19 protein-coding genes and 1 pseudogene are annotated in these 24,437 nt (G+C 42.1%); 11 read left to right on the forward strand and 9 right to left on the reverse strand.

Annotated elements, in window-relative coordinates:
* Window positions 1-98 precede the first annotated feature (98 nt).
* Both OEL83_18330 and OEL83_18335 read left to right on the forward strand, forming a co-directional pair.
* The gene (locus OEL83_18330; GenBank protein ID MDK9709006.1) at window positions 99-695 is read left to right on the forward strand and encodes a hypothetical protein; all 597 of its coding nucleotides are present in this window, start codon (window positions 99-101) and stop codon (window positions 693-695) included.
* Window positions 696-736: 41 nt separating this feature from the next.
* The gene (locus tag OEL83_18335) at window positions 737-1,120 is read left to right on the forward strand and encodes a recombinase (protein ID MDK9709007.1); all 384 of its coding nucleotides are present in this window, start codon (window positions 737-739) and stop codon (window positions 1,118-1,120) included.
* A 139-nt stretch (window positions 1,121-1,259) separates the two neighbouring features.
* Here OEL83_18335 and OEL83_18340 read toward each other — a convergent pair whose 3' ends face one another.
* Window positions 1,260-1,586, reverse strand: coding sequence for a hypothetical protein (locus OEL83_18340; protein MDK9709008.1), 327 nt, complete (start codon window positions 1,584-1,586; stop codon window positions 1,260-1,262).
* Window positions 1,587-2,661: 1,075 nt separating this feature from the next.
* On the opposite strand from OEL83_18340, the gene OEL83_18345 reads away from it, so the two are divergent.
* The 5 genes and pseudogenes from OEL83_18345 (at window position 2,662) to tnpA (ending at window position 7,246) form a co-directional block, all read left to right on the forward strand.
* Window positions 2,662-3,546, forward strand: a complete 885-nt coding sequence (locus OEL83_18345; protein MDK9709009.1) for a hypothetical protein — start codon at window positions 2,662-2,664, stop codon at window positions 3,544-3,546.
* Between the two features lie 245 nt (window positions 3,547-3,791).
* Complete coding sequence (locus OEL83_18350; GenBank protein MDK9709010.1) at window positions 3,792-4,481, forward strand: DUF4062 domain-containing protein; 690 nt, start codon at window positions 3,792-3,794, stop codon at window positions 4,479-4,481.
* Between the two features lie 128 nt (window positions 4,482-4,609).
* Window positions 4,610-5,785, forward strand: a complete 1,176-nt coding sequence (gene tcmP / locus OEL83_18355) for a three-Cys-motif partner protein TcmP (protein ID MDK9709011.1) — start codon at window positions 4,610-4,612, stop codon at window positions 5,783-5,785.
* 16 nt (window positions 5,786-5,801) lie between these two features.
* Window positions 5,802-6,467: a phage Gp37/Gp68 family protein gene (locus tag OEL83_18360; protein MDK9709012.1), complete on the forward strand. Its 666-nt coding sequence runs from the start codon at window positions 5,802-5,804 to the stop codon at window positions 6,465-6,467.
* Between the two features lie 348 nt (window positions 6,468-6,815).
* Window positions 6,816-7,246: pseudogene (tnpA, locus tag OEL83_18365) on the forward strand (IS200/IS605 family transposase).
* Between the two features lie 682 nt (window positions 7,247-7,928).
* On the opposite strand, the gene OEL83_18370 reads toward tnpA, so the two are convergent.
* The 4 genes from OEL83_18370 to OEL83_18385 form a co-directional block, all read right to left on the reverse strand.
* The gene (locus OEL83_18370) at window positions 7,929-8,603 is read right to left on the reverse strand and encodes a hypothetical protein (protein MDK9709013.1); all 675 of its coding nucleotides are present in this window, start codon (window positions 8,601-8,603) and stop codon (window positions 7,929-7,931) included.
* 518 nt (window positions 8,604-9,121) lie between these two features.
* On the reverse strand, window positions 9,122-10,963 hold the full coding sequence (locus OEL83_18375) for an ATP-dependent helicase (GenBank protein MDK9709014.1): 1,842 nt from the start codon (window positions 10,961-10,963) through the stop codon (window positions 9,122-9,124).
* A 2-nt stretch (window positions 10,964-10,965) separates the two neighbouring features.
* The gene (locus tag OEL83_18380) at window positions 10,966-12,729 is read right to left on the reverse strand and encodes an AAA family ATPase (protein MDK9709015.1); all 1,764 of its coding nucleotides are present in this window, start codon (window positions 12,727-12,729) and stop codon (window positions 10,966-10,968) included.
* Window positions 12,730-12,972: 243 nt separating this feature from the next.
* Window positions 12,973-13,821, reverse strand: coding sequence for a hypothetical protein (locus OEL83_18385; GenBank protein MDK9709016.1), 849 nt, complete (start codon window positions 13,819-13,821; stop codon window positions 12,973-12,975).
* Window positions 13,822-14,346: 525 nt separating this feature from the next.
* Between OEL83_18385 and OEL83_18390 the strand changes: the two genes are divergently transcribed.
* Window positions 14,347-15,219: a DUF72 domain-containing protein gene (locus tag OEL83_18390; GenBank protein MDK9709017.1), complete on the forward strand. Its 873-nt coding sequence runs from the start codon at window positions 14,347-14,349 to the stop codon at window positions 15,217-15,219.
* A gap of 1,143 nt (window positions 15,220-16,362) precedes the next feature.
* A complete protein-coding gene (locus OEL83_18395) occupies window positions 16,363-16,485 on the forward strand; it encodes a DUF429 domain-containing protein (GenBank protein MDK9709018.1) in 123 nt (40 codons plus the stop codon).
* A gap of 504 nt (window positions 16,486-16,989) precedes the next feature.
* Here OEL83_18395 and OEL83_18400 read toward each other — a convergent pair.
* Together OEL83_18400 and OEL83_18405 are read right to left on the reverse strand one after the other, a co-directional pair.
* Entirely contained in the window at window positions 16,990-17,283 is a 294-nt protein-coding gene (locus OEL83_18400) for a tyrosine-type recombinase/integrase (protein ID MDK9709019.1), read from the reverse strand.
* Window positions 17,283-18,443, reverse strand: a complete 1,161-nt coding sequence (locus OEL83_18405) for a site-specific integrase (GenBank protein ID MDK9709020.1) — start codon at window positions 18,441-18,443, stop codon at window positions 17,283-17,285. The genes OEL83_18400 and OEL83_18405 overlap by 1 nt, the downstream gene beginning before the upstream one ends.
* Window positions 18,444-19,023: 580 nt before the next feature.
* On the opposite strand from OEL83_18405, the gene OEL83_18410 reads away from it, so the two are divergent.
* Window positions 19,024-20,172 carry an adenylate/guanylate cyclase domain-containing protein gene (locus OEL83_18410; protein ID MDK9709021.1) on the forward strand — a complete coding sequence of 383 codons (1,149 nt, stop codon included), beginning with the start codon at window positions 19,024-19,026 and terminating at the stop codon, window positions 20,170-20,172.
* A gap of 19 nt (window positions 20,173-20,191) precedes the next feature.
* On the opposite strand, the gene OEL83_18415 is transcribed toward OEL83_18410, so the two are convergent.
* Together OEL83_18415 and OEL83_18420 are read right to left on the reverse strand one after the other, a co-directional pair.
* A complete protein-coding gene (locus OEL83_18415; protein MDK9709022.1) occupies window positions 20,192-20,782 on the reverse strand; it encodes a 5-formyltetrahydrofolate cyclo-ligase in 591 nt (196 codons plus the stop codon).
* Window positions 20,783-20,802: 20 nt separating this feature from the next.
* On the reverse strand, window positions 20,803-22,071 hold the full coding sequence (locus OEL83_18420) for a radical SAM domain-containing protein (protein MDK9709023.1): 1,269 nt from the start codon (window positions 22,069-22,071) through the stop codon (window positions 20,803-20,805).
* A gap of 583 nt (window positions 22,072-22,654) precedes the next feature.
* Between OEL83_18420 and nuoF the strand changes: the two genes are divergently transcribed.
* Window positions 22,655-24,436, forward strand: a complete 1,782-nt coding sequence (gene nuoF, locus OEL83_18425; GenBank protein MDK9709024.1) for an NADH-quinone oxidoreductase subunit NuoF — start codon at window positions 22,655-22,657, stop codon at window positions 24,434-24,436.
* Window position 24,437: the final 1 nt, after the last annotated feature.

A 24,437-nucleotide genomic window follows, 5' to 3' on the forward strand; every position in this document is an offset into this window, starting at 1 on the left:
CATATAGCCCGAATGCCACATTCATCAATACAGACTCTCGTCAATATGTAAAGCCACGGAGTATCATTAATGTAATTTCGGATATTCAGCATTATTGCATGGCTGAAAAATTGGGTAAAGCCTTGCCCGCAGAGTATTTGACACTGGAAAACTCTCTGGGGTTTTTCGGTGTCGGGGCGAAAAGTGGTCTGACAGAAGGACTCTTCCTCCTCTTGCTTCTCCCAGCGGTTGATTTTTATCTGGTGCCTTTTGTCTTGAAATCACCAAGTTTGTTTTTGAAAATCATGATCGGCTCTTTTCCTTTTCTGCCGGTCATCGCCAACACCTTCCTTTGCGCCTATATCAGTCAATACTTTATTGGTGTAGTTACCCGAAAGGCCATCAATGCTTTCTTCACCGGCAGGATGCTCGTACTGATATTTAAAAGTTTTATGATCTACATTTTCTACACCTTACTCTCCGGCTTGAGCACCCCGGAAAGGGTCTGGCAACTTGCTCAATATTCGAACAAAAATGCCGAAGCAATCTATTATGGCTATATGACCATGCTTCCCAATATCATGCCGATAGCCACCAGGTGTTCGTTACTTGTCATGGTGGCAGCCATACTGCCTTACGGGATAGTCTTTTTAATAGATATGTGGCGGAGAAGTAAAATCAAACGCAACCATGCCAGGATTACTGGTAAATCTTAAAAATCTATCAATCAAATCTATCAATCTATAGGGAGAGAAAATTGGAGAAAGAAATTCAGGAAACGTCGACTGAGAAAAAGAGATATACCAAGGAAGAGATTCTTGAGAGAAAAATCTCCATGGTCAAGGAGCGTGGCTCAAGAGTCATGAAAATCAACTCACCATTGGGCAGCATCATGTTCAACGTTCTGCGGCAATTCGACCAGGCGTATGCAAATTTCAAGGGGCAATTGGGAGAGCCAGGGGGGATTTCCCATGAAAAAGGAGCTGCCCTCATGGATGAGGCGCGGAAGATAACCATGGCCTTCTCTGAGTTCACCGGTCAGTTGAGCAGGCAGGTCAGGTTCAAGTATTTTGTGCCTCAGGAGCTTGAGGAGATTCAGCAAGTTACAGACAGAAAGAAAGATGATCTCTCGACAAAGTGACTGTGGAATGGGAGGCTGGGTTTATGATGCTTACCAGTCTCTCATACAGACCCGTGCCGCACCGAACTAATATTTCACTGCTATTGTGGATTTTCAAACAGGATTCCCCAGGATCTGACAATCGGGGCAATCGATAGTGTCAATGCACAACACGGCCGTCCTCAACGTAGAAGCTGACATCCCAGATAAGCCCATGCCAGCCATCAATAATGCCATCATCGCCGCATGTCGGACAAATCCAGTAAATCCGATCGTCTTCGGTACATTGGACATTCAACCTGCCAGTGCATGGTCTGCGGTTTGGGCGTCGCCAGCATTTTGGCGGATCCCCGGTCACAAGATCACGGTCTCGTGCAGTGGCATAGGTGATAATCTCGGCCAGTTTCTCGACCTTTAATCTTAACTGAGGCGCACCTGGCCCTGTTTGTTCATCATTGAGCCAGTGTCGAATATCAATAATCCACATGAGTATCGCCGTTAATAATTCTTTGTTCAAGCCTCAATATGGCTAAAGGGCATTCCATAGGATCATCCATCACAACATACTCCAAAGCCTCATCAAGTGACAGAACGATCCCGCCAAAATCACCTATGGAATCCCATTTTTTCCTGTGCCCTCCACCACCACAGAACCTCCACCTGATTTTTCATCCCTGTTGATTTAATCAAAGATTAAATCCTGGTCCTCTGGACTAGGTCAGAGATGAATGGCTCAGCCGTAAACCATTCCAACAATGTTGATTAGTATTCGGTTTTGCTATTGCTTCAAAATATGGACGTTAATTGTCACCAAGAAGGAATTTTTAAAGATGAAAATGTTATCGAAATTGTTACTACGTACTTGGTTACTCATAATTGCTCGACACTAAAAATGAAGCAAGTAAACCATGCCCTATGGGCTTAACCCAATGCCGGCCCCTCCGGGGTCGGATTTTTACTCCTGTCTGGAGAGCATGCAAAACCTGGGGGAGGCATCCGGAACTGAAGGTGCCGTCAGCCTGTAAGGTGACTGGAAACAATTAATATTACAACCGGTTTTTTAAAAAATCGATATTGCCTCCCCTGGTTTGCATGCTCTCTATTACTTGGGCTAACCCCAATAATAGAGATTCTGGAAAAATCAATAATTGAAACCGCTCCATTTGGCGAAATTTTATGGAAATATTCTTGAATTTTCGGAGGTGCTAGAATACTCCATTTTTATCGTGATATTTGGTCATGGTCAAGATCAAAATGATCAGGAAGTCTTAACTTCTAAAATTCAGCTGCAACTCATGCTTGCCAGCGAACATCTATAGTCCGCAAGTATATTATTGCGTTTTTTATGATAATGAGGAAGTATCTTTACTAACTGTGGATCGCAGCAAAACAGCGAAAGTAGCAAAAAGCCTCATGATTTTTGAACTGTTGGTATCGTATGAAAATATTGGCAAATCAGGCATATTTTTTGCTTTTATAAATATCACAGCAATTACTCTTACTAGCTGGACCAATTCCGTCCAACTAATACCGCGGTTATATTTTTTGATACGGACGTATAAATGAATGAACGATTAGAGCAATTTTTTGAATACCACGCAAACTTCAATTTATTGAACCAGACATTAAAAAACCCGAAGGCTATTAATAAATTTCATTCTTCAAATGTTGAGTTCTTCAAGACTAAAGTAGATTTTTCTATAGATGAAAATTCTATGGACTGGCATTTTAGGAGTTTTAGAGCCCTGCGTGAAGTTTTTCATTCTTCGCTTATGTATATAGAATCTAAAGTGTCTGAAAAACAATATTGTATCGCATCCGTATTTTTTGCCAAATATTATTCGTTCTTACATGCTGTTAAATCAGTTCTATATTTAACGCCCATAGAAAAATTTGATCCTAGATTAGGCCACAGTCAATCCATTAAAATGTTTATGAATAACTATTGTCAGGGGGGAAGAAAGGTTTTTGAGATGGACGAATTTAAACAATTTTCAAAAACTTTGAGAGACCTTAGAGAGGTAACATCGTACCAAATACCGCATTCTGGATATAACTTTTTAGATGAGCAGGGGTTTCTAGAAATAGAAGAAAAACTATCAAGCTATTTGTTAAAGTTATATCAACTTTCTCATTATTTAAGTTTTATAGCTAGTAAAACACATAGGTCTATTCCTGTGCTGGATAATTTAAGCTTATTTAACTTATACAAAACTAAATATTTTTGTACGCCTCATCCGATCAAAAATGAACATATTGACTATTCTGATGAAGTATTTATCGGTGATACTTTAAGGGCTAATGCAACTTATTGCGAACCTTTTTGTATTTTATTTGAACATGAAATGGATGAGTTTCAATTATATGGTGGGTTCGATTATTTTGAACATGCTGAAACTACTTTTAAACCTAGTGATGTTACTTCATTCATTTGGAGGTCGCTTTGATTAAATGTGGGGACGAGGGGACGTTGTTTAGATGTTAAACAAGGCATATTCAGGGAAGAATGGGGTCACGTAATGAATTGGAAGTTGAATGATCAAAAGGGTTAGGAGGTTAAATTCCAACAGCCATTCCAGCCGATACCGGGAAGGCTGCGGATTGTTTTTTAAAGGTCAGCTGCCCGGTGCGGCTGACCAGCACGTTATGTTTTTAAATCGAGTCAAAGTTAGATTTCTAGCAAGGATAAAAAATGAAAGTTAATATGCATACGTCTCATCCCTCCGCTTTCATCAGTTCGACATTTATCGATTTGCAAGAAGAACGGAAATCAGTTGCGAATGCACTTAGCGATATGGGCTTAAACGTAAATGCATTGGATATTAAGCCTGCATCGACTGATTCATCGAAAAATGAGATCCTGAACGGTATCCGAGAGAGCGACTTCGCTATATTGTTAATAGGCGATAGATACGGTTCAATTCTACCGAGAATGACGGGCAGCGATTCACTAAGTATCACTTGGTGGGAATACAATAACGCTCGCAAATTTGGTAAGCCCATTATAGCTTATTTCAAAAATATGAGAGGCCATGATTCATATGGTCACGATGACATTATTGAACCAACATATAAAAAGAAACGTAACTTATTCGATCGATTTAGAAAAATAGTTACAAATAGACACAACCCAGCGTATTTTTCTGATATATTAGAACTTTCGGACAAGATTAAAAGATCAATAATTCCAACCTACAGATCAGGCGTAAAAGAATTAAATTTGAAAAATACTCAATTGGCTTTAAAAATATCAGAACTGGAGACTGAGATAGAGAAGTTGAAATCGGCAAGTAATAATAGAACTATTGGCGTAAAATCTGATTCTTCAAAACCAATATTGGGTGGTCTTATTGGCTTAGGAGATTTAAGTAAATACAGATAAACAAAACCGAGGCATCTACAGTGACCGGGCGATAAAACGTCGCCCGACCCGTAATGCCCACCGTTATAATAACAGGGATCAAATCTTTATATGTGACATATATATACCATTTTTATAGGTGAGAGCTCATGTCCCTAGAAAAAAGCAGCAAAACCATACTCCTAGAACATAGTATAGCTAAAGTAGAACTCTACTCCACTTATTTGAAATACTATTTTGCTGTACTAGGAAATGTCAAATTCATTGACCACATAAAGGTTTTTGATTTGTTTTGCGGTGAAGGTCTTTACAAAGATAATAATGAGGGTAGCCCCCTTGCTGCACTCAGCAGAGCTGATGAGTTTCTTTATAAACCACCGACCTTCACCCCATATATTCATTTCTATTTTAACGATTTGGGAAAATCAAAAATTGAGAAGAACATATCAAAGATTGAACGTTTAAGACAAATTGTTCGCCTAAGAAAGTACCATAGAAACATTTACATAAATTTCTCAGAAGAAGAATTTGCTATTGCCCTTGAAAAATCCCTCCCAATAGCAAAAGAAGACAAAACTTCCAGATCCCTATTTTTTGTCGATCCCTATGGCTATAAGGAAATACAACCACAAATCATTAAATCAATACTCAGCGATTACAAATCAGAATTAATTTTATTTCTCCCTATTTCTACAATGTACCGCTTTGTTGGACCTGCTCAAGAGAAAGACAATGGTCAACATGAGCATTTAAAATTATTCCTTGAGAAATTATACTGCGACGGACAACAATGTTTCACATCTGTTGCAAATTTCATTGAATCGCTAAGATTACAGTTTGCAAACTATTTGCACCTCCCTAAATTATACGTAGACACCTTTACCCTTCAGAGAGATCGAGTAAATCAATATTGTATGTTCCTTTTTTCACAGAATGATATTGGATACGAAAAAATGCTAGAGGCAAAATGGGAACTAGACGCAGAACAAGGAAAAGGCTTCAAACTTGGCAAGCAAAAATCCTTATTTTCACAAGAAACATTTTCTCCATACCCTAAAATATTACTCAATTACCTTGTTGAAGCTGGAGCAGTAACAAATATCGACCTTTATCACTTCGGCCTAACTAATAAATATCTACCAAAACACACTACTCAATCATTACAAAGCTTAGTCGCAGATGGATATCCAATATCAACCTATTCCCTCGACCAAAAGGACGCTAAAGGTTATTATATATCTAGCAGGAATAAAGATGATAACTACGAAAGAAAAATTATGATAATACTTGAGAATCATGAGCATTTCAAAAATAGAATGGACTGATGTAACTTGGAATCCCATGACAGGGTGCACACCGATAAGCGACGGATGTAAAAATTGCTACGCCTCGAAGATGGCTCGCAGGCTGCAAGCTATGGGACAGAAGCGCTACCAAAATGGGTTCCAAGTGACACTTCACCCTGACCTGCTTGATGAACCTATGAAGTGGAAGAAGCCTAGGATGGTGTTTGTCAATTCAATGGGCGACATGTTTCATGAGAAAATACCACTAGAGTACATCCAGCACGTCTTCCAAACTATGGTAAGAGCAGAAAGGCATATCTTCCAAGTTCTCACCAAACGATCTTCACGCATGATCGAACTTGCCCAACACCTTCCATGGCCGAAAAATGTTTGGCTAGGTGTTACAATCGAATCAGCAAAATATTGTTATAGAGCAGATAATCTACGTAAGTCTTCAGCAAAAATCAAGTTCTTGTCCATCGAACCAATGATTGGACCATTTACCGAACTTTCACTGGTTGACATTGATTGGGTCATAGTCGGAGGTGAGTCTGGACCACAGGCAAGAGCTATTGAAAAAGAGTGGCCACTCGCCGTAAGGGACAAATGCGTGAATAGCAATGTGCCTTTTTTCTTCAAGCAATGGGGCGGAAGAAATAAAAAGAAAGCTGGTCGCTTACTTGAAGGCCAAGTATGGGATCAATTTCCATCTCGTAAATAACCAGAAAATATAACGGATAAACCAGTGATTACCACGTTAATCTTGCCATCTCGAAGGTCTTCATATTCTATCAGCGCTTCAATTTGTCATAACTACTGTATGGAATCAACGAGTTGATTCAAGATCCTAGCAACACAAGAAAGGGTTTTTGACCATTAGGGAATAAAAATATCCTGACAAGAAGGATGCATTTTCAAGATCACAGCTTCTTCCAGAAAACCAATTAAGATAATTTCCTTTAGGTAAACCCCCGGCTTTGCCGGGGGACAATAAAAGTTTGACGGTTCCAGCAAAATAATGAAGCCTCCGAGACCGTGAACCGATCAAAGTCACGGAAAATGAGGCTTCATGAACGACATACAATGTTTAAGCCACACGAAATGGAATGCAAGTACCATGTTGTGTGGATACCAAAATACAGGCGCAAGACGTTATTTGGTGAGTTTCGCAGCAATTTGGTCGAGGTATTCCATGAACTGGCAAGGCAAAAAGAAAGCAAGATTATTGAGGGTCATCTACAGCCCGATCATATCCATATGCTGATCTCGATACCTCCGAAATATTCTGTTGCACAAGTGATAGGATATATGAAGGGAAAGAGTGCGATACATATTGCACGGACCTACTTGGGCCAGAGAAAGAACTACAGTGGGATGAGTTTTTGGGCGAGGGGCTACTTTGTTACCACAGTTGGAGCAGATGAAGAAACTGTACGAATTTATATCAGAGACCAAGAGAAGGAAGACCATCGAGTTGAACAACTGTCGGTATTTAAATAGGCGACCACCGAATGGTGGTCAGTTAGTCTTTTAAACATAACGCTTTGAGCGGTTCACATATTAATACCACCGGCTTTGCCGGTGGTTACTCATTGCTCTATTTTTGCCGTAGTCGATGATTGATAGTACTTTCTCTTATCGGTCTCAGCTGGATCTGCTATCGGAGATACCAGGGAGGGTGAAAGAATCCCGGCTGGGCTATATTGTTTCGCCATGTGAAGTTTTGACATAGAGGATATATCTTGACTTACGAAGGATTGTCAATAAGCCAAGCCTGACTCAGTTTTATTCGAACCATTTGCTATGAAAGCATTGTGTGTAATTTGTTCATTTACTTAACTTCAACTCAAATTTTGTATTATTCTTTGAATACTTGATTTCGATTCGATACCGTAACAATATCAATACACTTCCTAATATTAGCATGTAATGCCAATGTTCTTTTATAAGATTTATTATTTCGATGTTCATGAAAGCCTCCAATCAAGTGTCAATTGTTGCTAGCCAAAATGCCTCATATGCTTTGACAATAGCTGAATTGACGCATCCATATCATGTGATATTAATTACAAGGAGGTCAAAAAAGACATAAGTGTTTAATTATTCATGACATTCTAGCCAGGATCATTAAATATGCCTGATCTCGTTAATATCAGTTTTTATTCCAGGTAGTTACCCACATTCATCCTTTTGAGGAACGCTGCTCAATCACCTTTCTGGTTATTCCTGGTAAATAACCTCCAAATCCTAAAGGCTGGCTCAATATTTTTACTACCCTCTCAAGCAAGTTGTTTGGTTTCGTGGTGAGATGCCCCCCGTTAACCAATTGGCATCTATAGTACAATTGATTTAGCAGCCAATATTCGGCTTTATTCTTTGTACCTTTTGGTCTACCAGGTTGATCTTTCAACCTTAAATCAAAAATTGTACATACCATTTTGATAAGTTTTAGGTGATCGGTGATTTCAAGTGATGTTTTCTGGGTCCATGGACCTTTTGCAATTTTCCTACAAATATCATCACCAAACAGTTCAACAGTATTGTTCAATAAGTGATTAGCATTTCCTTGATCTTCTAAAAGTTCAACCAAAGCCTCGACATGGTGTTTGATTTTCAATAGCTCTTTATTTCTTAACCCTACAGGATTAAAACTATCGTATTGTTTGTGTAAAAGATAACTAATCGACTCAACTTCAACTCCCTGAAAGTGGTCTTCGCCGAGAATCAATATAATTGCTGACTTCTCTTTATCATTAAAAGAAAAGTGGCCTTTACCACTCAACCCTCGCGGAAAGGTCAGTGTTCGCCTGACTGGTTTCTGAGTAACCTGTATGGCTTTTTCATTCTTTGGTTCCATTAAGTTATCCTGATGACAAAATTACTTGGTAGAGGTATCGAGTGATTATCAATTCAACAGGTCAGATCAACAAAATAACGTTCGAATAGCCCTACAATCTCTCAAAGCAAAATCCACTGATCTGTTCCTCGAAATATTCAACACAACTGCTGTCAGCGTGTTTTTTGTGAAATATGATGAAACTGAAGGTTGATCAGTAATCGCTAGACAACATCTTTCCACTATCTCTGGATTGATAGGAGATATCTTAACTTTTGTAAAATTGCCATCTAAAGTCATTTTAAATATGAGATCAGCCAAGCAAAGATCCGACCCCATTCCCGTTTGAATGATCGGTGTGCGGTGTCCGGCCAAGCACCTTGTTCTGGCGCAAGGCGCAAGGGCAAGGTGCTTGACGAAGTCAGCGGCACGATTCTCGGCGACGCAGTCGCCGAGAATCGTAAGTTTAGCGTGAATCGCGCCTTTTGCGGTTTCCGCTGAATTTACTGGTTCGGTGAAATTACTTTTATTCTAAGTTTTCAATCTTTATCGAAGTCCTTCAAAAATCGAGAAATCTTTCGAGCCTTATAATCGCCCCATGGCATCATTCTTTTTTGTGGCCAGGAAACGAACAAAAATCGCTTTGCGCGGGTGAAGGCGACGTAAAGGTTGTTTTTCTCCTGCGACATCTCAACGCCTCCGCTTCGCACCGCACGATAATCAGGGAAAGTCTCATCATCCATTCCAATGAGAAAGACAATATCGAATTCCTGACCTTTCATCGTGTGTACGGTGCTCAATGTTATGCCAGTATGTTGTGACAATGGATGAGTTTGCCCCAGAGCCATAGCGTTTTTGAACTGATGCAATGATTTGGTGTCTGTCTTCTTGGCATAGTTATGCCAGTGTTTCAGCAACTCATCAATATCATTGTAGATCATGAACCTATCGTTTTCGTTCTCAATGAACAAATTTTCCTTAAATTTCTCCAGGATTCTTTTTAGGTTGTTACCATCATCATTCAACTTTATGACCGATTTTATTAGGTCTTTATTCGACTCATCAGATATTTGCGGAATTATATCTTCTAAAATGGTGCTCTCATTAGTTCCTATATTCAAACGGGCAAACAATCGTTGCTTATGCAAGATATCTTGTGGATTCAGTCTTACTCGTAATGCAAGATCAAATATCTTCATTAAATCTGACTCAAACAGAATCGCTCCTGGCGTCATCTTGTAGTAAAATGGTAATGATCTGTCACGTAATTGAGCTTCTAATGGCTTAAAAATATACTTGTTTCGTGCAAGAACTGCTATTCTCTCTGAGGTAATATCCCCTTCAATATCGTTATGCTTTTTCATGCCTATTAATTCATTTACTTTGTCAACAACCCATAGCGACTCCTCTTCTTCATCTGAAAAAGCATTTAAATCAAAAATTCCTTCTTTTACAGTTCCAGTAATATATTCTGCATCAGGTACAACTTTGCCTGCTGCTGACAAAACAGCTTTTGAAGACCGGAAATTTTCATTCAACTCATAAATGACGGGCTTAAAAAAACGAACAAACATTTTATCCATATAGTCAGGAGAAGAACCATTAAAGTGATAAATGGATTGATTCGGGTCACCAACCATCATTATATTAGTGAATTCATTATTAGCCAAAGCAAGCAATAGTTGATATTGGGCATTATTTAAATCTTGTGCCTCATCCACACAGATAGCATAGAAACTCCGACGATATAGAGCGGCAGTTTTGGGAAAATTTACGAGCAAGCTATGAGCGAACAGCAATAAGTCGTCAAAATCAATCCCATTTTGAGCATGCAGGATATCCTGATAGTTTTGATACAATAAAACGATATCTTCATCATCGGTATGCTTATAGAGTTCATTTTCAGCTATCAATTTTCGTTTTACCTCTGATATAAAACTCAAGACACGATATCGGAAATCTTTTTTTTGTTTTTCATCTTGTTTCTTATATTTAATGGCATAAGAAGGGGTCTGTTGGATCGCCTGGCTGACCAACTCTATCCTATCTGCTTCGTCTTCAAAAATATGAGGCATTTTCGAAAAACCTATTAAATTGCCATGATTTTCCAATATATGCTGGCAAAAGCTATGAAATGTCCCAATGAACGTCCGTGTCTCTATTTCAGAAATATCGCTTAATCGTTCCTTGATTTCTTCGCCAGCCTTGTTGGTAAAAGTAAGAGCAAGAATCTTTTTTTTCGATTTATTAATCAGATAACGGACCCTTTCCGTTAAAACTCTCGTCTTGCCACTTCCGGCACTGGCCTTCACATAAATTGGGCCGTCTTCAGCATGGACAATTTTTTTCTGCTTTTCAGACAGATTGATTTCGATTGTCATGCTTATGCCTCCTCTAAATGTAAAATGGCAGATATTCTACTAAACAGATCAACAACCTTTGGTGGCAGTGCCTTTTCGCTGCCTATTATCTGTTCTGCGATTGCGGGACCATATTGAGTCTTGGTTCCAGTAATGATCTCATATAATTTTTCATTATTGTAATCTGCTATTTCTTTTACTTTTGCCGCTTTGTGTTTCTTATTTGCATAATTATCTAAAGATATGATCGCCTTTTTGATTTCATCACCATAACCATCATCTAGAAGTTGCCTTTCGAAGTCCTTACCGTCATCTAGGAATACAACACACTCTGTCTCGTCTTTCTTGCTTCCGCATTTCGAGAATTGATCCTTAACACTCGCTTTGATATTTTTGTCTGGTGTATTTTCTGCATCACTGAAAATTAACCACGGGATATTAAAGGATTCAGCAAATCGTATAAAAGGCAGATAACCTCCATGCCCCCCTACGCCCACAAAGTCGAGCGCAAGTTCAACAGGGGTCTTTCCGAAATATTTTTGGGCAAGAATGGGCAGTGCTTGCTCCTCTGTCTCTCCTTCGAAGAATATGATCAGTTTTGAGAAAAATATTTCACCCCTGGTGTTGATGACCTGTCGATTAATTTTTCTGATGTCTTCAGGAGAGAGGATATCCACCAACATCCTGCCACATGTCACTGTTCTATCCTTATAAAAATTACGCAACTGGGCAAGGGTTGCAGTAGCCGATATATAGGGCGAATGTGTTGAGATGATTTTTTGGCCTGCGATGGCTTCTATCTGCCTAAAAAGCTTCTTCTGGGCATTGGGATGCAAATGGGCTTCCGGTTCTTCTATTGCAAGAACAGGGAAGAACACAGACTTATCTTTTTGGGCATTATTAGATAGCAGAGTAATAAACGATTTCAGCGTTAAAAGAGATGACCAACTTCTTGTCCCCATACCGTGATATTCCATCGAAAAGCTGTCCCGGTTGTCAGTGTAATAAATTGTCAACCCTTTGTTCAAATCACGGACCTTTTTCGTGAATGGTGTTATTTCTATCCCGTCACCATGGCTATCCATTGCGGTATTAAGTTCTTTTAAATTCGTCTTGATATTCGACAGTATATCGCTGCTACTGACGGCCTTTTCATTCAGTATTTTTATCTGATCCTCGATTTCCTGGAGATCACCAGGGGAGTATTCAATCTTGGATAACATCCTGCCAAGGTAGGAATTTTTAAGTTTTGTGTCCTCTAGGATGTCCCGCTGGGCGTCCATATAATAGAACGGTATTTCATCGAAACGGAAATTTGTTCTTTTAGCGTCTTCAGCTTCAAACCATTTAGAACCATCATCCTGTTCGAATTCAGGCCAATCTTGCAGGATATATTGTTGAGTATTGTAATTGTTTTTTATTATATCAAATGTGATGACTGTTCGAAGCGGAACGAAAGCTGCTCCTTCAGCATTATTACGGACTCTATCGGTAGTGAAAAGTATCTCCCATTCCTCTGGAAATTCTTCCATTTGAGTGCCATCGTCGCTTAACGGAACAATCAATAGGTCGATTATAATTTTATCGGAAATCAAGCTTCCATGGATAAAGAAATCATCCTGGGAAACAAACTGCCTACTTCCCAATGATAATTGCAGTGCCTTAAGAAAGGATGTTTTTCCGGTATTGTTCATTCCTGTCAGAACTGTGGTTTCTTCAAGCGGAACCTCAATATTTTCTAAGCCACGAAAACCTGAAATGCGAACTGTTTTTATCAGAATGCTCATTTTTCTATGCCTCTATCGAATCTGGACAAATGTTGGTATTGGCAAAATGCATGTACAATACAGCAATGCATTCCTTTTTCAGGTTTTCAACACTCTTTATTATTATTAAGAAGGCTTTGATTGTTTTCTTTAAATTGATTTTTCTGGCTTTGATATCCCCCTCATCAAAGCGTTTATACTTACTACTACAGTATTTTTTACACCGAACGCGAAATTAACCGGCGAGCTTCAGCGAGTCCTTGTTTAATGTTTTGTTGGGCTTTTATTATTATCTAAATTAAATTCGATCAGCATCTCAATGTATTTTGAAATGCCGATTAATGTCTCTACAATTAACTTTAAATAATTATTTATGAATTTATTTGTTAAGTAATATATCCAAGGTTCGTCATTGGTAGTAGAACAGGTTAACCATTCTTCTGGCCATTTTTCTTCTACAATCTTTGTTTGAAATTTTTTTCTTTCGCTAATTGGCCATTCGAATCCACAGTGAAACATAGAGTTTCTGAATGAAAACAGAATTTTTAAGGCGGGTTCCAAATCATTTGGTATATACCTGGATACTCCAAGCTCAGTATTCATTTGAATTATTCCACTTACTAAATTTTTTTCAAATTTGTCATTTTGAAAAAAAAAGTGGCAGTCCCAAACTTTTTTACCTGTACGCTCTAACCTCTTACTACTAGGAACTATATTTAAAATAGTGTATATATTTTCTTTTACCCCATGAAATAGATGAAAGAATAAAGATTCTGTGAAAGGAGCTAGCATGCCAATTGCTGACATACTATGTGCAGCATCTTGAAATATTGACTTTTGTATTAATTCACTTCTATTATCGCTCAAATACTGAGCATAGTCGTCATTATCTCCATTAACTTCCCTTGCTGCTTTGTCAGCTTTTTCAATTTTCCCCCTTAATTCTTCATCTGCTTCATATTGTCTGATTAGTAAATCAACAATTGCAAGCAATTGTGATTCATACTCCAATAATGGAATGATACCATTTATGTGATAAATAGAATCATCATCTATAAGGCTATAGGTTGTTTCAATCCTGTTTTTAAGATCAATTAGGTATTGTATTGGCATGTTTTTTTAGGCCCAACAAGTTATTGTCTAGTTTTCCAGCTATCTCCAAAGACCAGCATGCCTTAACAAATCAAAATGCTGATGGAAGGCCTGTTTCTAACTGGTTACACGTATTTTTTGGTGATATCTAGAAGCTTGTTATCATCCGTTTGATCGATTTGTCTTACTATTTTGCAGGTTCTCATATCAACTTTCTGGCCGGGACTCAAAACGAACCTGAATGCCAGAGACCCAAATCTCTGTTTTTTCATCGGGGACGCTCTCTGAACCTGTTTCGGACAAGGTCCACATAATTCCAAATTATCCTAACTCGATAATCAAAAAAACGGTATGAAATTATCCTTGAAATTCCGATCTGACAAGACCACTCTCTCCAGCTGAACCACACACAGAGAGCACAGGTCCATCTTTTCCTCTCATTAGGATCGCTCAAAACTTGAATCATCGGCAAATTCTTTACAGGGATGTGTCCTCCAACATTGCAGTTCTGTTGTTCTGGCTGAAAAAGATATTATCATTCTGACTATGGCGACAGAAGACTTTCTCAGAATTGGTACCTGCAGCTGGAAGTATGACTCCTGGGAGGGGCTGGTCTATCCTCGCGGTAAAGAAATAAATTACCTCAAGGAATACAGTAGTCATTTTTCAACCGTCGAAGTTGATCAATGGTTCTGGTCCCTGTTCAAAGGAAATACCGTGGTTCTTCCGAAACCTGAAGTTGTCCGAGAATATGCGGAATCAGTACCACCGGGATTTATCTTCAGCATCAAAGTCCCGAACAGCATCACCTTGACCCACCACTACAACAAAAAGAAAAACGCACCCCTGATCCCCAACCCACATTTCCTTTCCACTGAATTAATGGGGAAATTCCTGCAGACCTTGGAGCCGCTTGGCGATCATATCGGCCCATTGATGTTTCAGTTCGAGTACTTGAATAAAAACAAAATGGCCAGCCTGGGTCATTTCACAGAAATGTTTAAAGTCTTCCTTCAGGGTCTGCCGGCGGGATATAAGTATTGCATCGAGATCCGAAATCCGAATTATCTAAAGGATGAGTATTTTGATTTTCTCGCCGAGCATCACCTGGGTCCTGTATTTCTGCAGGGGTATTACATGCCTTCGATTTTTGAAGTGTACGGGAAGTTCAAGGATAGACTGAGTGATCCGGTAGTGCTGAGACTTCATGGTTTGGATCGACAGGGAATCGAAGAACGGACAAAAAATGTCTGGGATAATATTGTCGATCCAAGGGATGATGAACTCTTACACCTGAGAAATATTGTGATCGATCTGCGGGAACGGCGACACCAGGTCTTTTTAAACGTAAACAATCATTACGAGGGTTCTGCACCTCGAACCATAGAGAAGATCAGAACGCTTCTGCAATTTGTGTGAGAATGCAGGACTTCCACAAATAATCATACATCCCGGAGGACTAGGCCATTGATGTTCACCGAACTTGAGTGTGCTCTTGTACGCAGGAATCTTTTGTTTTCATAGAACATCTGACTGCCTCAGAGACTAACGGTGGCCCAAACATCGTCCTGCAGTTTCGGTTCATATTGCATTATAAACTCAGTCCAACCCCATGGTGGATTCAAGATCTCAACCCCAACGGATCGTCCGTTGCCATCAATGTTTGACCATCTGGGCCTCACACTCATTTTAAAGTTTTTCCCTTGGCCACTGACGACAACCGTCATTATTTTTGCTTTCCCATTCAGTTTCTTCGGCAGATCTGTCAAGCATACGCCGAATCTGGACACGTCAGAAATCACCCCCTTGAAAAAAGCCGACTCCATCGGAAGCATCAACAGAGAGGTTCTTTATCTCTAGTCGCGGATGATTTCGTTGTTTCATTTACTCCTCTCCGATAATTTTGCCGCGCATATAGTTGTGTCGCGGATTTGCATAGGACTCAATGACAGATCTGTACATTTGCCATTCGCCTCTAAAAAAACACCTCGGCTCAAACCAATCCGATTTTTTTCCAGTACCCCTCAATTTCAAGCTTCTGTTTGAGAAATTCAAAGAGGTCGTTTTTAGAGTAGTTGCCCCGAAACCGTCTACGGAATTCGGAGAGAATGGCTTGCTGTTGTTGCGGTTGGTAGAGGTCCCATTCAATCAAGAGATCCTGTTGTTGATTCTGAGTCATGGTGTGTAATTTTTTCAAGTTAGGGTTGTTTTTTTAAAAGGAACGTTGTCTTTCAGCAGTCATCTTGATGTCCCTCCATGTCCGACTATAATAAGCTTTGAAACCTTACAAATATCTTACTGCTGCAGGACTGATTCGAGGAAAAGATAGGGCCTGGCCGCTCAGGTGGTAAAGTGAAGGCAGGATACGTCTTGCTATTCCGCGTCACCTCAACAAGGGTCATGGAAGCCGTCGCTGAGTTCACCGCGACTACAGTGAATAATGGCCGTTGGCTGATCTCACCCCATCATCGTCGCCGGCATTGACGTAGGAGGCATCAGTCAGGGGTCTCATGCAGTTGTGTTCGTGATGGATTATATGGCGACAGGTTTCAAGCGACGAATGTGACTGAAATCGTCAGCGGGAGTTGCAACGAGATGCAGGTCAAGGTCATCGGTATCGACGCCCCTTGTCGCTGGAGTGCGGACGGCAGAGCCCGGCCGGCAGAACGAGAGTTGATCAGATGAGACCGTCCTTCCAAGATCAACCGGGTAAAATAATTATCACAAAATATTGATTGGATTTTTTCAGGGGGCTGCTTTGGTGTTCGGTGTGGGGGAGAGCATGGGGGAAAGAAAATTTAGGTATAAAAAAAGGGGATAAGATTTAATCTTAACCCATTGAATTTCCAATGGTAGCTGGGACAGGATTTGAACCTGTGACCTTCGGGTTATGAGCCACGGACAGTCTGCAAACCATTCGGGGCTTTTCTGCCTCGGGTGTCATGTTGATTCTTAATCATGTCATGAAAAACTCTTCAGTTCTCCAAGATTGTAGCCGACAACATCTTCAACCCGGTATGTCACCAGCCTAGCAATTTCGAATAGGAAATTCCTTTTCGGCTGAAACGGTCATTTCTCAGCCATGTTCTACTCCGTGTTTGTCGGTACGAATCTTTTTCCACTTCATTATTCACCATAAAAAGAACCCTGAAAATAATTGCCAGGCAGGCTGCAAGGGTTCGAAGTTCTTCAGGAGCTACTGTCACTCGGGAAGGAAATTATTTTATTGCTCGAATTCCCCCCTTCGGCCTTCATCGCATCCGACAAAATATCGTCAACAGTATCAGAGGCCCGGCGTAAAGCCTCATCGCGGTAATGTATATAGCGTTGCGTCATCTGGGGGCTTTTGTGGGTCAAAAGTTTTTGCAGGGTAAACATGTCCACTTTACCGGAGCTTGCCAACATTGTTGCGTAAACGTGCCGCAAACCATGAAGGGGCCGGAAGTCGGCGGGTAGTCCGGCTGCCGCTTTGTCTTCACCCATCAAGAATACTGTTTATATTTTGTTTCTTCGTTGTCTTTTTTCGTTTGCTGCTGGTCAAAGGTTGCCATAGCCTTCTTGACCGATTCGTCATTAACATGGCTGTAACGCTCGGTCATTTGTAGTGTTTTGTGACCAAGGATTTTTGCAATTACAGGTAATGTTATCCCCTGATTCACAAGCCAAGATGCAGCCGTATGTCGAAGAGTATGGAAAACAACTTTCAGACGCCTGTCATCGATACCGTCATTCAATCCAAGCTCATCCACTGACCTGTGGAATGAATGGGACGCATCAGACTGTATACCTCCAACTCGAGAAGGAAAAACCAGCTTATCAGGTTTTTCTTTTTCCAATCCTTCGAACATTTCAAAAATAGCATCTGTCATAAACACCATTCTGTTTTCTGAGTTCTTCGGGTCCATCACCTTTATCGTCCTGGACTTGATGTCGATGTGCTGCCACCTCAGAGAAGCGATTTCTCCAAATCTCATACCAGTATTGAGGGAAACAAGAGCCATGCGGTAAGTCTGTTCTGAATGTCGTCGGAGTGTTTCTAGCAGAGTACCTGCTTCTTCTACGCTGAGATATCGATTCCGTTTATTATCAATCTTCTTTACAACTTTGGGAAGATCAATACTGAATGACAATGGCTTGCAGAGATCGCGGCGAACACCATAATTGATAGTTCGTTTCAGGAGGGTAATAGCTGTGGATACAGTATGCGGGGCAAGTCTTTTTAGAAGTCTCCTGACAACTCGGTCTATATCCAACTGAATCAGCTCATGCGGTTCTTTCTCGCCAAAACCATTCTGCAGATACAAACGAAATCTGCCATCATCTGCTTTTTCCGGATTCGCGAGCATCTTGCGATACTCTGAATACAACCAGGCGATGTTATGCTTATTGGCAAGCTGTACCGCTTCATCTCGCTTCCCTTGGTTGCTCAACTGCTTGCCCTCAACACGTTGCGCGCGGAGTCCGGCAGCACGTGCAGGGGTCATATCATCGGCATACTGCCTACCGGCTTTCTCTTCGGTGAGCTTGCCGTCATGTCTGTAGCGGATATAATAAATTTTCTCGGTGCCGGTCCTGCCCACTGCTTTTCCTTCGATGAAAAAAACTCCTGGATAATTTGTTTTAAATCGTTCTTTAGTTGCCATGTTTCCACCTAAGCTGAAAATCTATTCCCCACACTATTCCCCACACATTGGGACAATATAGGGGTATTTCCCGGTAAGTCAAGGTAAAAGATATGCTCTGTAAGTAAATGAATATATGACATTAAACAACAATCCGGTAAGAACAGGTAAAAACTAAATAACGCTCTCGTAAAGCGCAGGCCACCAGTTCGATTCTGGTTGCTGGCTCCAGCATATTTCAGGACCTGCAGATATTGTCTGCAGGTCCTTTTTTTTGGGGTGGAGTAGTGATTTTATGGTGTCATTAGGGGGAGGATAACCATGCTTTTGTGTAATTATAGTGGATCCAAATTTTCAGACGGTAGTTTAAGCTGTACACCATCTTAACGAACAAGAAGCATTGAGCGAAGAGATGAAAGGCCATTTCCTATTGAGCATCAATATACCGTGCCGCCATTGGTTGGCTGGCCACGCTTTTCCCTTTTGATTTGAAATCGCAATAACTCCCCAAAGTAGGGAAATTCTTTCCGCTTGAAAACATTGCCCGCATGCAGTAGAAATGGGGGCCTGAAGTAATTCAAATCAAGTGGATGTGTAGACAATGACTATTGCAAGTTGTAACGTTCCAAGAACCGAATTTCCCGACCATCTGGGCAAACGAAAAGGTATTCTTGCAAATCTCTTGAAAAAAGGCATTTCTACTCATTCTCACCTTAGAGACAATAGCTTCGGACTGCCGATGCTGCTGTTGGCCTTTGTCTTGGTTGGCCTTACCCTTTGTTTCCTGCAGTTTTCCGGTGTGTTTTTTAAATTTGACGCGCTGTTATTGTCTCTCAATCCTGGGACACGCTACACCACTTTGCCGACGGGGCTGATGGTCCTGATTGTCATGTTTCACACCCTTTTACCCGGCATTCTCATTTTGGAAGAAGGCCTTACGAAGGGTTTTATCTACACGATGGTAATCTGGTTTTTCTACGCCGTTCTCATCCATTCGTATAGCTCCAGTCTGTCATTTTATATCCCGCTTGCTGCTCCGCTTATTGGCTGTGTTCTGTCGTCACTGCGAGTTATTGGCTGGGAGCACTTCTTTCTGAAAAAAGAACAAGAGGGATTGCGGAAAACTTTCAGCTCTTTCGTTGAGCCCCAAATAGCCGATATTCTGCTGAATAATCCAGATATCATCAACCAAGACGGGGTGCGAACAACAGTCACTATCATGTTCGCTGACCTTCGGGGGTTTACTCGATTATGCGAGATTATTGATCCGGAACAAGTCATCGCAATGTTGCGGGATTGTTTTGGCAAATTTATTTCCATCGTCAGGATGAACGGCGGGACTGTCGATAAACTTATCGGCGACTCAATGATGGTTGTCTGGGGTAATCCGGTAGCACTTGAAAATCATGCGGAAAAAGCGGTCGAATCGGCGATCGAGATGCAGGCGATGATGCAGGTGTTGAAAAAGAAATGGGCGCAGAAGATCGGTGTCGAGATAATGATGGGTATTGGTATCAATACCGATGAGGTGGTAGCTGGAACCATCGGGTCTACAGAGTTCTGTGACTATACCGTTCTCGGCAGTGGTGTTAATCTGGCATCGAGTCTTGAATCGGTGTGCCCAGGGGATATGATTTACATATCCGAAGAAACCTTCTCCCGCCTCGGCGGCATGTTTGAATGCCGGAGGATCGAAAATCTCACCATAAAAAACGGTGTCTCCGTTTCTGCATATCAGGTAATCACCTGATATATATATTATTCTGTAGTTATCTGCAGAGATTTCTCCCAGATATAATTCTGCTTTCGGTCACGACCAGATCAAGAATCTGGTCGTGGGCACTCAGTGGTGCTCTTTCAACTATTTGCAGGTCAAAGGCGAGTCCGATGCGCGTGGCCTTTGGAATTGCAGCAAGTAGACGGTCATAGTAACCGCCACCATAGCCAAAACGACCACCTCGTTCATCAAATACCGAGCCCGGTAAAATAATCGTCTCGATGGCTTCCGGGGCAATTCGGTTAGTGTGACAGAGTTCTTCCTTTGGTTCGGGGATGTTGCAATAACCCGGCTGAAGGTCTGCTGCTGGGTTGGTTATTCGGATGACATCGAGTCTTCTTTCTTGCACCCGTGTAATCGGTACCGTAATCATCTTGCCCATCTCGAGGAGCTTGTTGATAAGGTCTAGTGTCCTGACTTCACTGCGAAAACTGACATAAATGAAAATTGACTGACTGCTTCGTATGTGGTCGAGTGTGAGAAGGCTTTGCTGAATTGCCAATGATCTCTTGGTGATTTCTGTATCGGAAAGTCCGTTGCGGGTGGTCAATATGGTTTTTCTGAGTATGGCGGCATTGGTCATGTGTATTTCTCCGTTTGTGTTTATAACCGTTGAATTATATAAAGAAAAGTCGGGAATCTACTGAGAAGCTTCAAGCGGTGAAACTCAAAGAGCCGCGCCCGGGACGGCTGATTGAAGGTAATTGGTGAGAAATAAATCGCGCCTTTTGGGTGCATGTGCGTCTGGGTTTCCCTGATCAATTCGAGAATCGCCGGATAATGATTGGCTGGAAGATTTTCATCCATGATGAAATTAGCGGTTATCTCAATATTTTTATAGCGATTGTTGATCTCCTGAATGCGGCGAAATGCCTCTCGAACTAATTGAGCGGAAATAGGTTTGCCGAGTCTGTCGAGGGTGGCCTGATCGGCGGATTCGAGACCGATATTGATATAAAACATACCAGGCAGTCCATGCAAATCGGTAAAGAGACGCTCTGGTGATTCGAGCAGTGAGGATACGGAACCAAAAAGAAAGGTATTGTGTAATTCAATATAGGAATCAATAAAGCCGAATTGCCGAAAGGCCTCCTCAATGCTGTAGCAGATACGATCAGTGCCCGCTTGCAAGGCGTCGTGTTCTCCGAGGAAAAGCGCATTGAAGTTAGGTAGATCTGCAGCATAAAGATTTTTCAGGTCGGCAACTTGCTGTTTAATTGCGTCGGTTGTTTTAACAGTGAAAGGTTTCGCGGTTTTCACTTTACAAAACGAGCATTTATAAAGACAGCCATCGGCGATGGTCAGGGGGATGAGGTTGTAGTCGACATGGCGGGCATCTGGAGGGAGGACGGAGATGCGTCCACCGACGATTGTTCGAAACCGTTCGGCCTTTGCCTCCAGCCGCTCAGGGGTATTGGCCAAGGCCTGCGTTAGAAAGCGCTGGATCGTCTCTGGTGGATGTTTTATATCTTCAGTCAGTTGGCTGAGTATCTGGTGCCATGAATCTGCTAAAGAATTAATTTCCCTGTGGGTAAATGGATGTCCACCTAAAAGGTTGTTCGTTGGGTAGGTGAAGTTTGGTAGGTAATACTCCCCAATGGCTTCAAAAACTCCGGTATAACCTCCAGTAGAGTAATAAATCCAGTCATTTCCATTGGTTCTTTTTAGCCATTCATGTGGATGGTCCCAACCCTTGCCTTTTCTTTGGGCCCGGATTATTTCACCGTTGAGGTTGAAATGAAGCACAAAGCTTTTCGAGACGATTTCCGTGAAAATGCCGCAGTGTGTCGGATAACTCAGTTTTGTATAACGGGTACTTCCTTTTTTCTCGAGGGTTATTCGATAGGGGCTGGCAAGTAGAGGGCTGTTCATCGGGATATGGACTATGGTTGAAGGGAGCTCAAAGGCTGCTCCAGCGCCAGGCCTGGGAAAACAGAGTCGAGGGATTGGATTTGGATTACTTACAGGATAGTCCCAGGTTTGTCAAATTGCTCCAAAATATGGCAGAAATTAATAAATTATTTTCTGATTATTCTGGAACTATGGTAACATGGCGAGCGCTGGGTGGATTTTGCTCATCCGGTGCTGATGCAACACTTTTTTGACGTCTTTTAAATGAGGAACAAGGGTCGTTTCCTCGTAACAGGGAGACAGTCGGGTTGTTATAAAAAGACGTCTTCGTAAATCTTCATTGTTTCTTGCAGCAAAGGTAATCCCGGATTATGTATGAGGAGTAAATCGCCGGGAAAATGTGTGCCGAGATGCTTCTCCGGTCCGGGCGTTTCAAGAGCGCAGGGTAATCATGATAGCAGCGGAGTGGTAAGGTATGTAACTGTCGGGTGGTGACAGTGCAGGGTCCTGTACCACCCCGCCGATTCGGTTGAACGACAAGGTGTTTGACACAATGATGTCAGACTAAATCGTTACTAATCTCAGTGAATACAAAGGATAAACAATGGTCAGCGAAATAGTGGTCAATGTGTGCATGGGTACCGGTGGCATCGCTGCCGGCGGTGACTTGGTGATGGCCGCCTTTATCAAAGAATTCGCGGCAGCTGGTATCGAAAACGCCACCGTCAAGGAAAAATGTCGGCTTCATAAAGTCGGCTGCCGGGGTTTCTGTGCCCGGGATGTTTTGGTTGATATTGCTGTGGACGGCGTTGTTTCCACATATCAATATATCCAGCAAGATATGGTCCCGAGATTGATAAAGGAGCATGTTATCGGGGCAAGGCCGATAAAGGAATGGCTGGTCGGCGATGATTATCACACCTTCCACGATAACCAGACAAAACGGGTTCTTGCCGATCTTGGCAAAATCGATCCGGAATCGATTGACGAATATCTCGCTGTTGGCGGGTATAAAGCTGCTGAAAAAACCCTCACCACCATGAGACCGGAGGAAGTCATTCAAGTGGTCAAGGATTCCGGTTTGCGCGGCAGGGGCGGCGGTGGTTTCCCAACCGGCTTAAAATGGAGTTTCTGCGCTGCCAATCAAGCTGATCAACGCTATATCATCTGTAATGCCGACGAGGGCGATCCAGGGGCATTCATGGACCGTTCCGTTATTGAGGGCAATCCCCACGCAGTTATTGAAGGAATGATTATCGGCGCCTATGCAATCGGTGCCTCCATTGGCTATGTCTATATTCGTGCCGAATATCCTTTGGCGGTCGATCGCCTGCGTCTTGCCTTAAAACATGCGGAGGAGCGTGGATATCTCGGCGAAAAGCTTTTCGGCAGCAACTTTAATCTGAAGATAAAGGTCAAATTGGGGGCAGGTGCCTTCGTCTGCGGTGAGGAAACGGCCTTGATCGCCTCTATTGAAGGTGAGAGGGGTATGCCCAGGGCCAAGCCACCGTTCCCTGCCAATAAAGGCCTATGGGGGAAACCGACGATCATCAATAACGTCGAGACCTTTGCCAATGTTCCGCAGATTATCAACAAGGGTGCGGAATGGTACGCCTCGGTTGGCTCCGGAAAGAGCAAAGGAACGAAGGTTATTGCCCTGACCGGTAAGATTAGGAATACCGGACTTATCGAAATTCCCATGGGTATGCCGCTCAACGATATCATCTTCAAGATCGGCGGCGGAATCGAGGGGGATCGTTTGTTCAAGGCAGTGCAGACCGGTGGACCATCCGGCGGCTGTATCCCCCAACAGTACATTGACCTGCCTGTCGATTATGAAGGGCTCGCCTCGGTTGGCTCGATGATGGGCTCCGGTGGTATGGTAGTCCTTGACGAAACCGACTGTATGGTCAACATCTCTAAGTTCTTCCTTGAATTTACCCAGGCCGAATCATGCGGCAAATGTGTTCCCTGTCGGATCGGCACCAAGCGTTTGCTTGAGATTCTTACCCGGATAACCGAAGGCAATGGTAAGGAAGGGGATATTGAGCTCCTCCAGACACTTGCCGAAGATGTACGCGATTCGAGTCTCTGTGGTCTCGGCATGTCGGCGCCAAACCCGGTTCTCAGCACCATTCGTTATTTCCGCCATGAATATGAAGCGCATATCAAGCACAAGAAATGTCCGGCGAAGGTGTGCAATAAGCTGTTGACCTTCTTTATCCGGGCCGATATGTGTGTCGGCTGTGGCATGTGCGCCAGGGCTTGCGCGGTTGGTGCCATTACCGGAGAGAAAAAGCAAGCCCATAAGATAGATCATTCCCTGTGTGTTCAGTGTGGATCCTGTTTCGATGCCTGTAAATTCAGCGCGGTATTAAAGGAGTAAC

This window comes from Desulforhopalus sp., assembly GCA_030247675.1.
Taxonomy (GTDB): Bacteria; Desulfobacterota; Desulfobulbia; order Desulfobulbales; family Desulfocapsaceae; genus Desulforhopalus_A.

What these genes read in the sequence shown, in the direction of transcription:
- OEL83_18330 (MDK9709006.1), top strand. Translation starts at nt 99, where the DNA reads ATGGCTGAAAAATTGGGTAAAGCCTTGCCCGCAGAGTATTTGACACTG.
- OEL83_18340 (MDK9709008.1), bottom strand. Translation starts at nt 1,586, where the DNA reads ATGTGGATTATTGATATTCGACACTGGCTCAATGATGAACAAACAGGG.
- OEL83_18345 (MDK9709009.1), top strand. Translation starts at nt 2,662, where the DNA reads ATGAATGAACGATTAGAGCAATTTTTTGAATACCACGCAAACTTCAAT.
- OEL83_18350 (MDK9709010.1), top strand. Translation starts at nt 3,792, where the DNA reads ATGAAAGTTAATATGCATACGTCTCATCCCTCCGCTTTCATCAGTTCG.
- tcmP (MDK9709011.1), top strand. Translation starts at nt 4,610, where the DNA reads ATGTCCCTAGAAAAAAGCAGCAAAACCATACTCCTAGAACATAGTATA.
- OEL83_18360 (MDK9709012.1), top strand. Translation starts at nt 5,802, where the DNA reads ATGACAGGGTGCACACCGATAAGCGACGGATGTAAAAATTGCTACGCC.
- OEL83_18370 (MDK9709013.1), bottom strand. Translation starts at nt 8,603, where the DNA reads ATGGAACCAAAGAATGAAAAAGCCATACAGGTTACTCAGAAACCAGTC.
- OEL83_18375 (MDK9709014.1), bottom strand. Translation starts at nt 10,963, where the DNA reads ATGACAATCGAAATCAATCTGTCTGAAAAGCAGAAAAAAATTGTCCAT.
- OEL83_18380 (MDK9709015.1), bottom strand. Translation starts at nt 12,729, where the DNA reads ATGAGCATTCTGATAAAAACAGTTCGCATTTCAGGTTTTCGTGGCTTA.
- OEL83_18385 (MDK9709016.1), bottom strand. Translation starts at nt 13,821, where the DNA reads ATGCCAATACAATACCTAATTGATCTTAAAAACAGGATTGAAACAACC.
- OEL83_18390 (MDK9709017.1), top strand. Translation starts at nt 14,347, where the DNA reads ATGGCGACAGAAGACTTTCTCAGAATTGGTACCTGCAGCTGGAAGTAT.
- OEL83_18400 (MDK9709019.1), bottom strand. Translation starts at nt 17,283, where the DNA reads ATGGGTGAAGACAAAGCGGCAGCCGGACTACCCGCCGACTTCCGGCCC.
- OEL83_18405 (MDK9709020.1), bottom strand. Translation starts at nt 18,443, where the DNA reads ATGGCAACTAAAGAACGATTTAAAACAAATTATCCAGGAGTTTTTTTC.
- OEL83_18410 (MDK9709021.1), top strand. Translation starts at nt 19,024, where the DNA reads ATGACTATTGCAAGTTGTAACGTTCCAAGAACCGAATTTCCCGACCAT.
- OEL83_18415 (MDK9709022.1), bottom strand. Translation starts at nt 20,782, where the DNA reads ATGACCAATGCCGCCATACTCAGAAAAACCATATTGACCACCCGCAAC.
- OEL83_18420 (MDK9709023.1), bottom strand. Translation starts at nt 22,071, where the DNA reads ATGAACAGCCCTCTACTTGCCAGCCCCTATCGAATAACCCTCGAGAAA.
- nuoF (MDK9709024.1), top strand. Translation starts at nt 22,655, where the DNA reads ATGGTCAGCGAAATAGTGGTCAATGTGTGCATGGGTACCGGTGGCATC.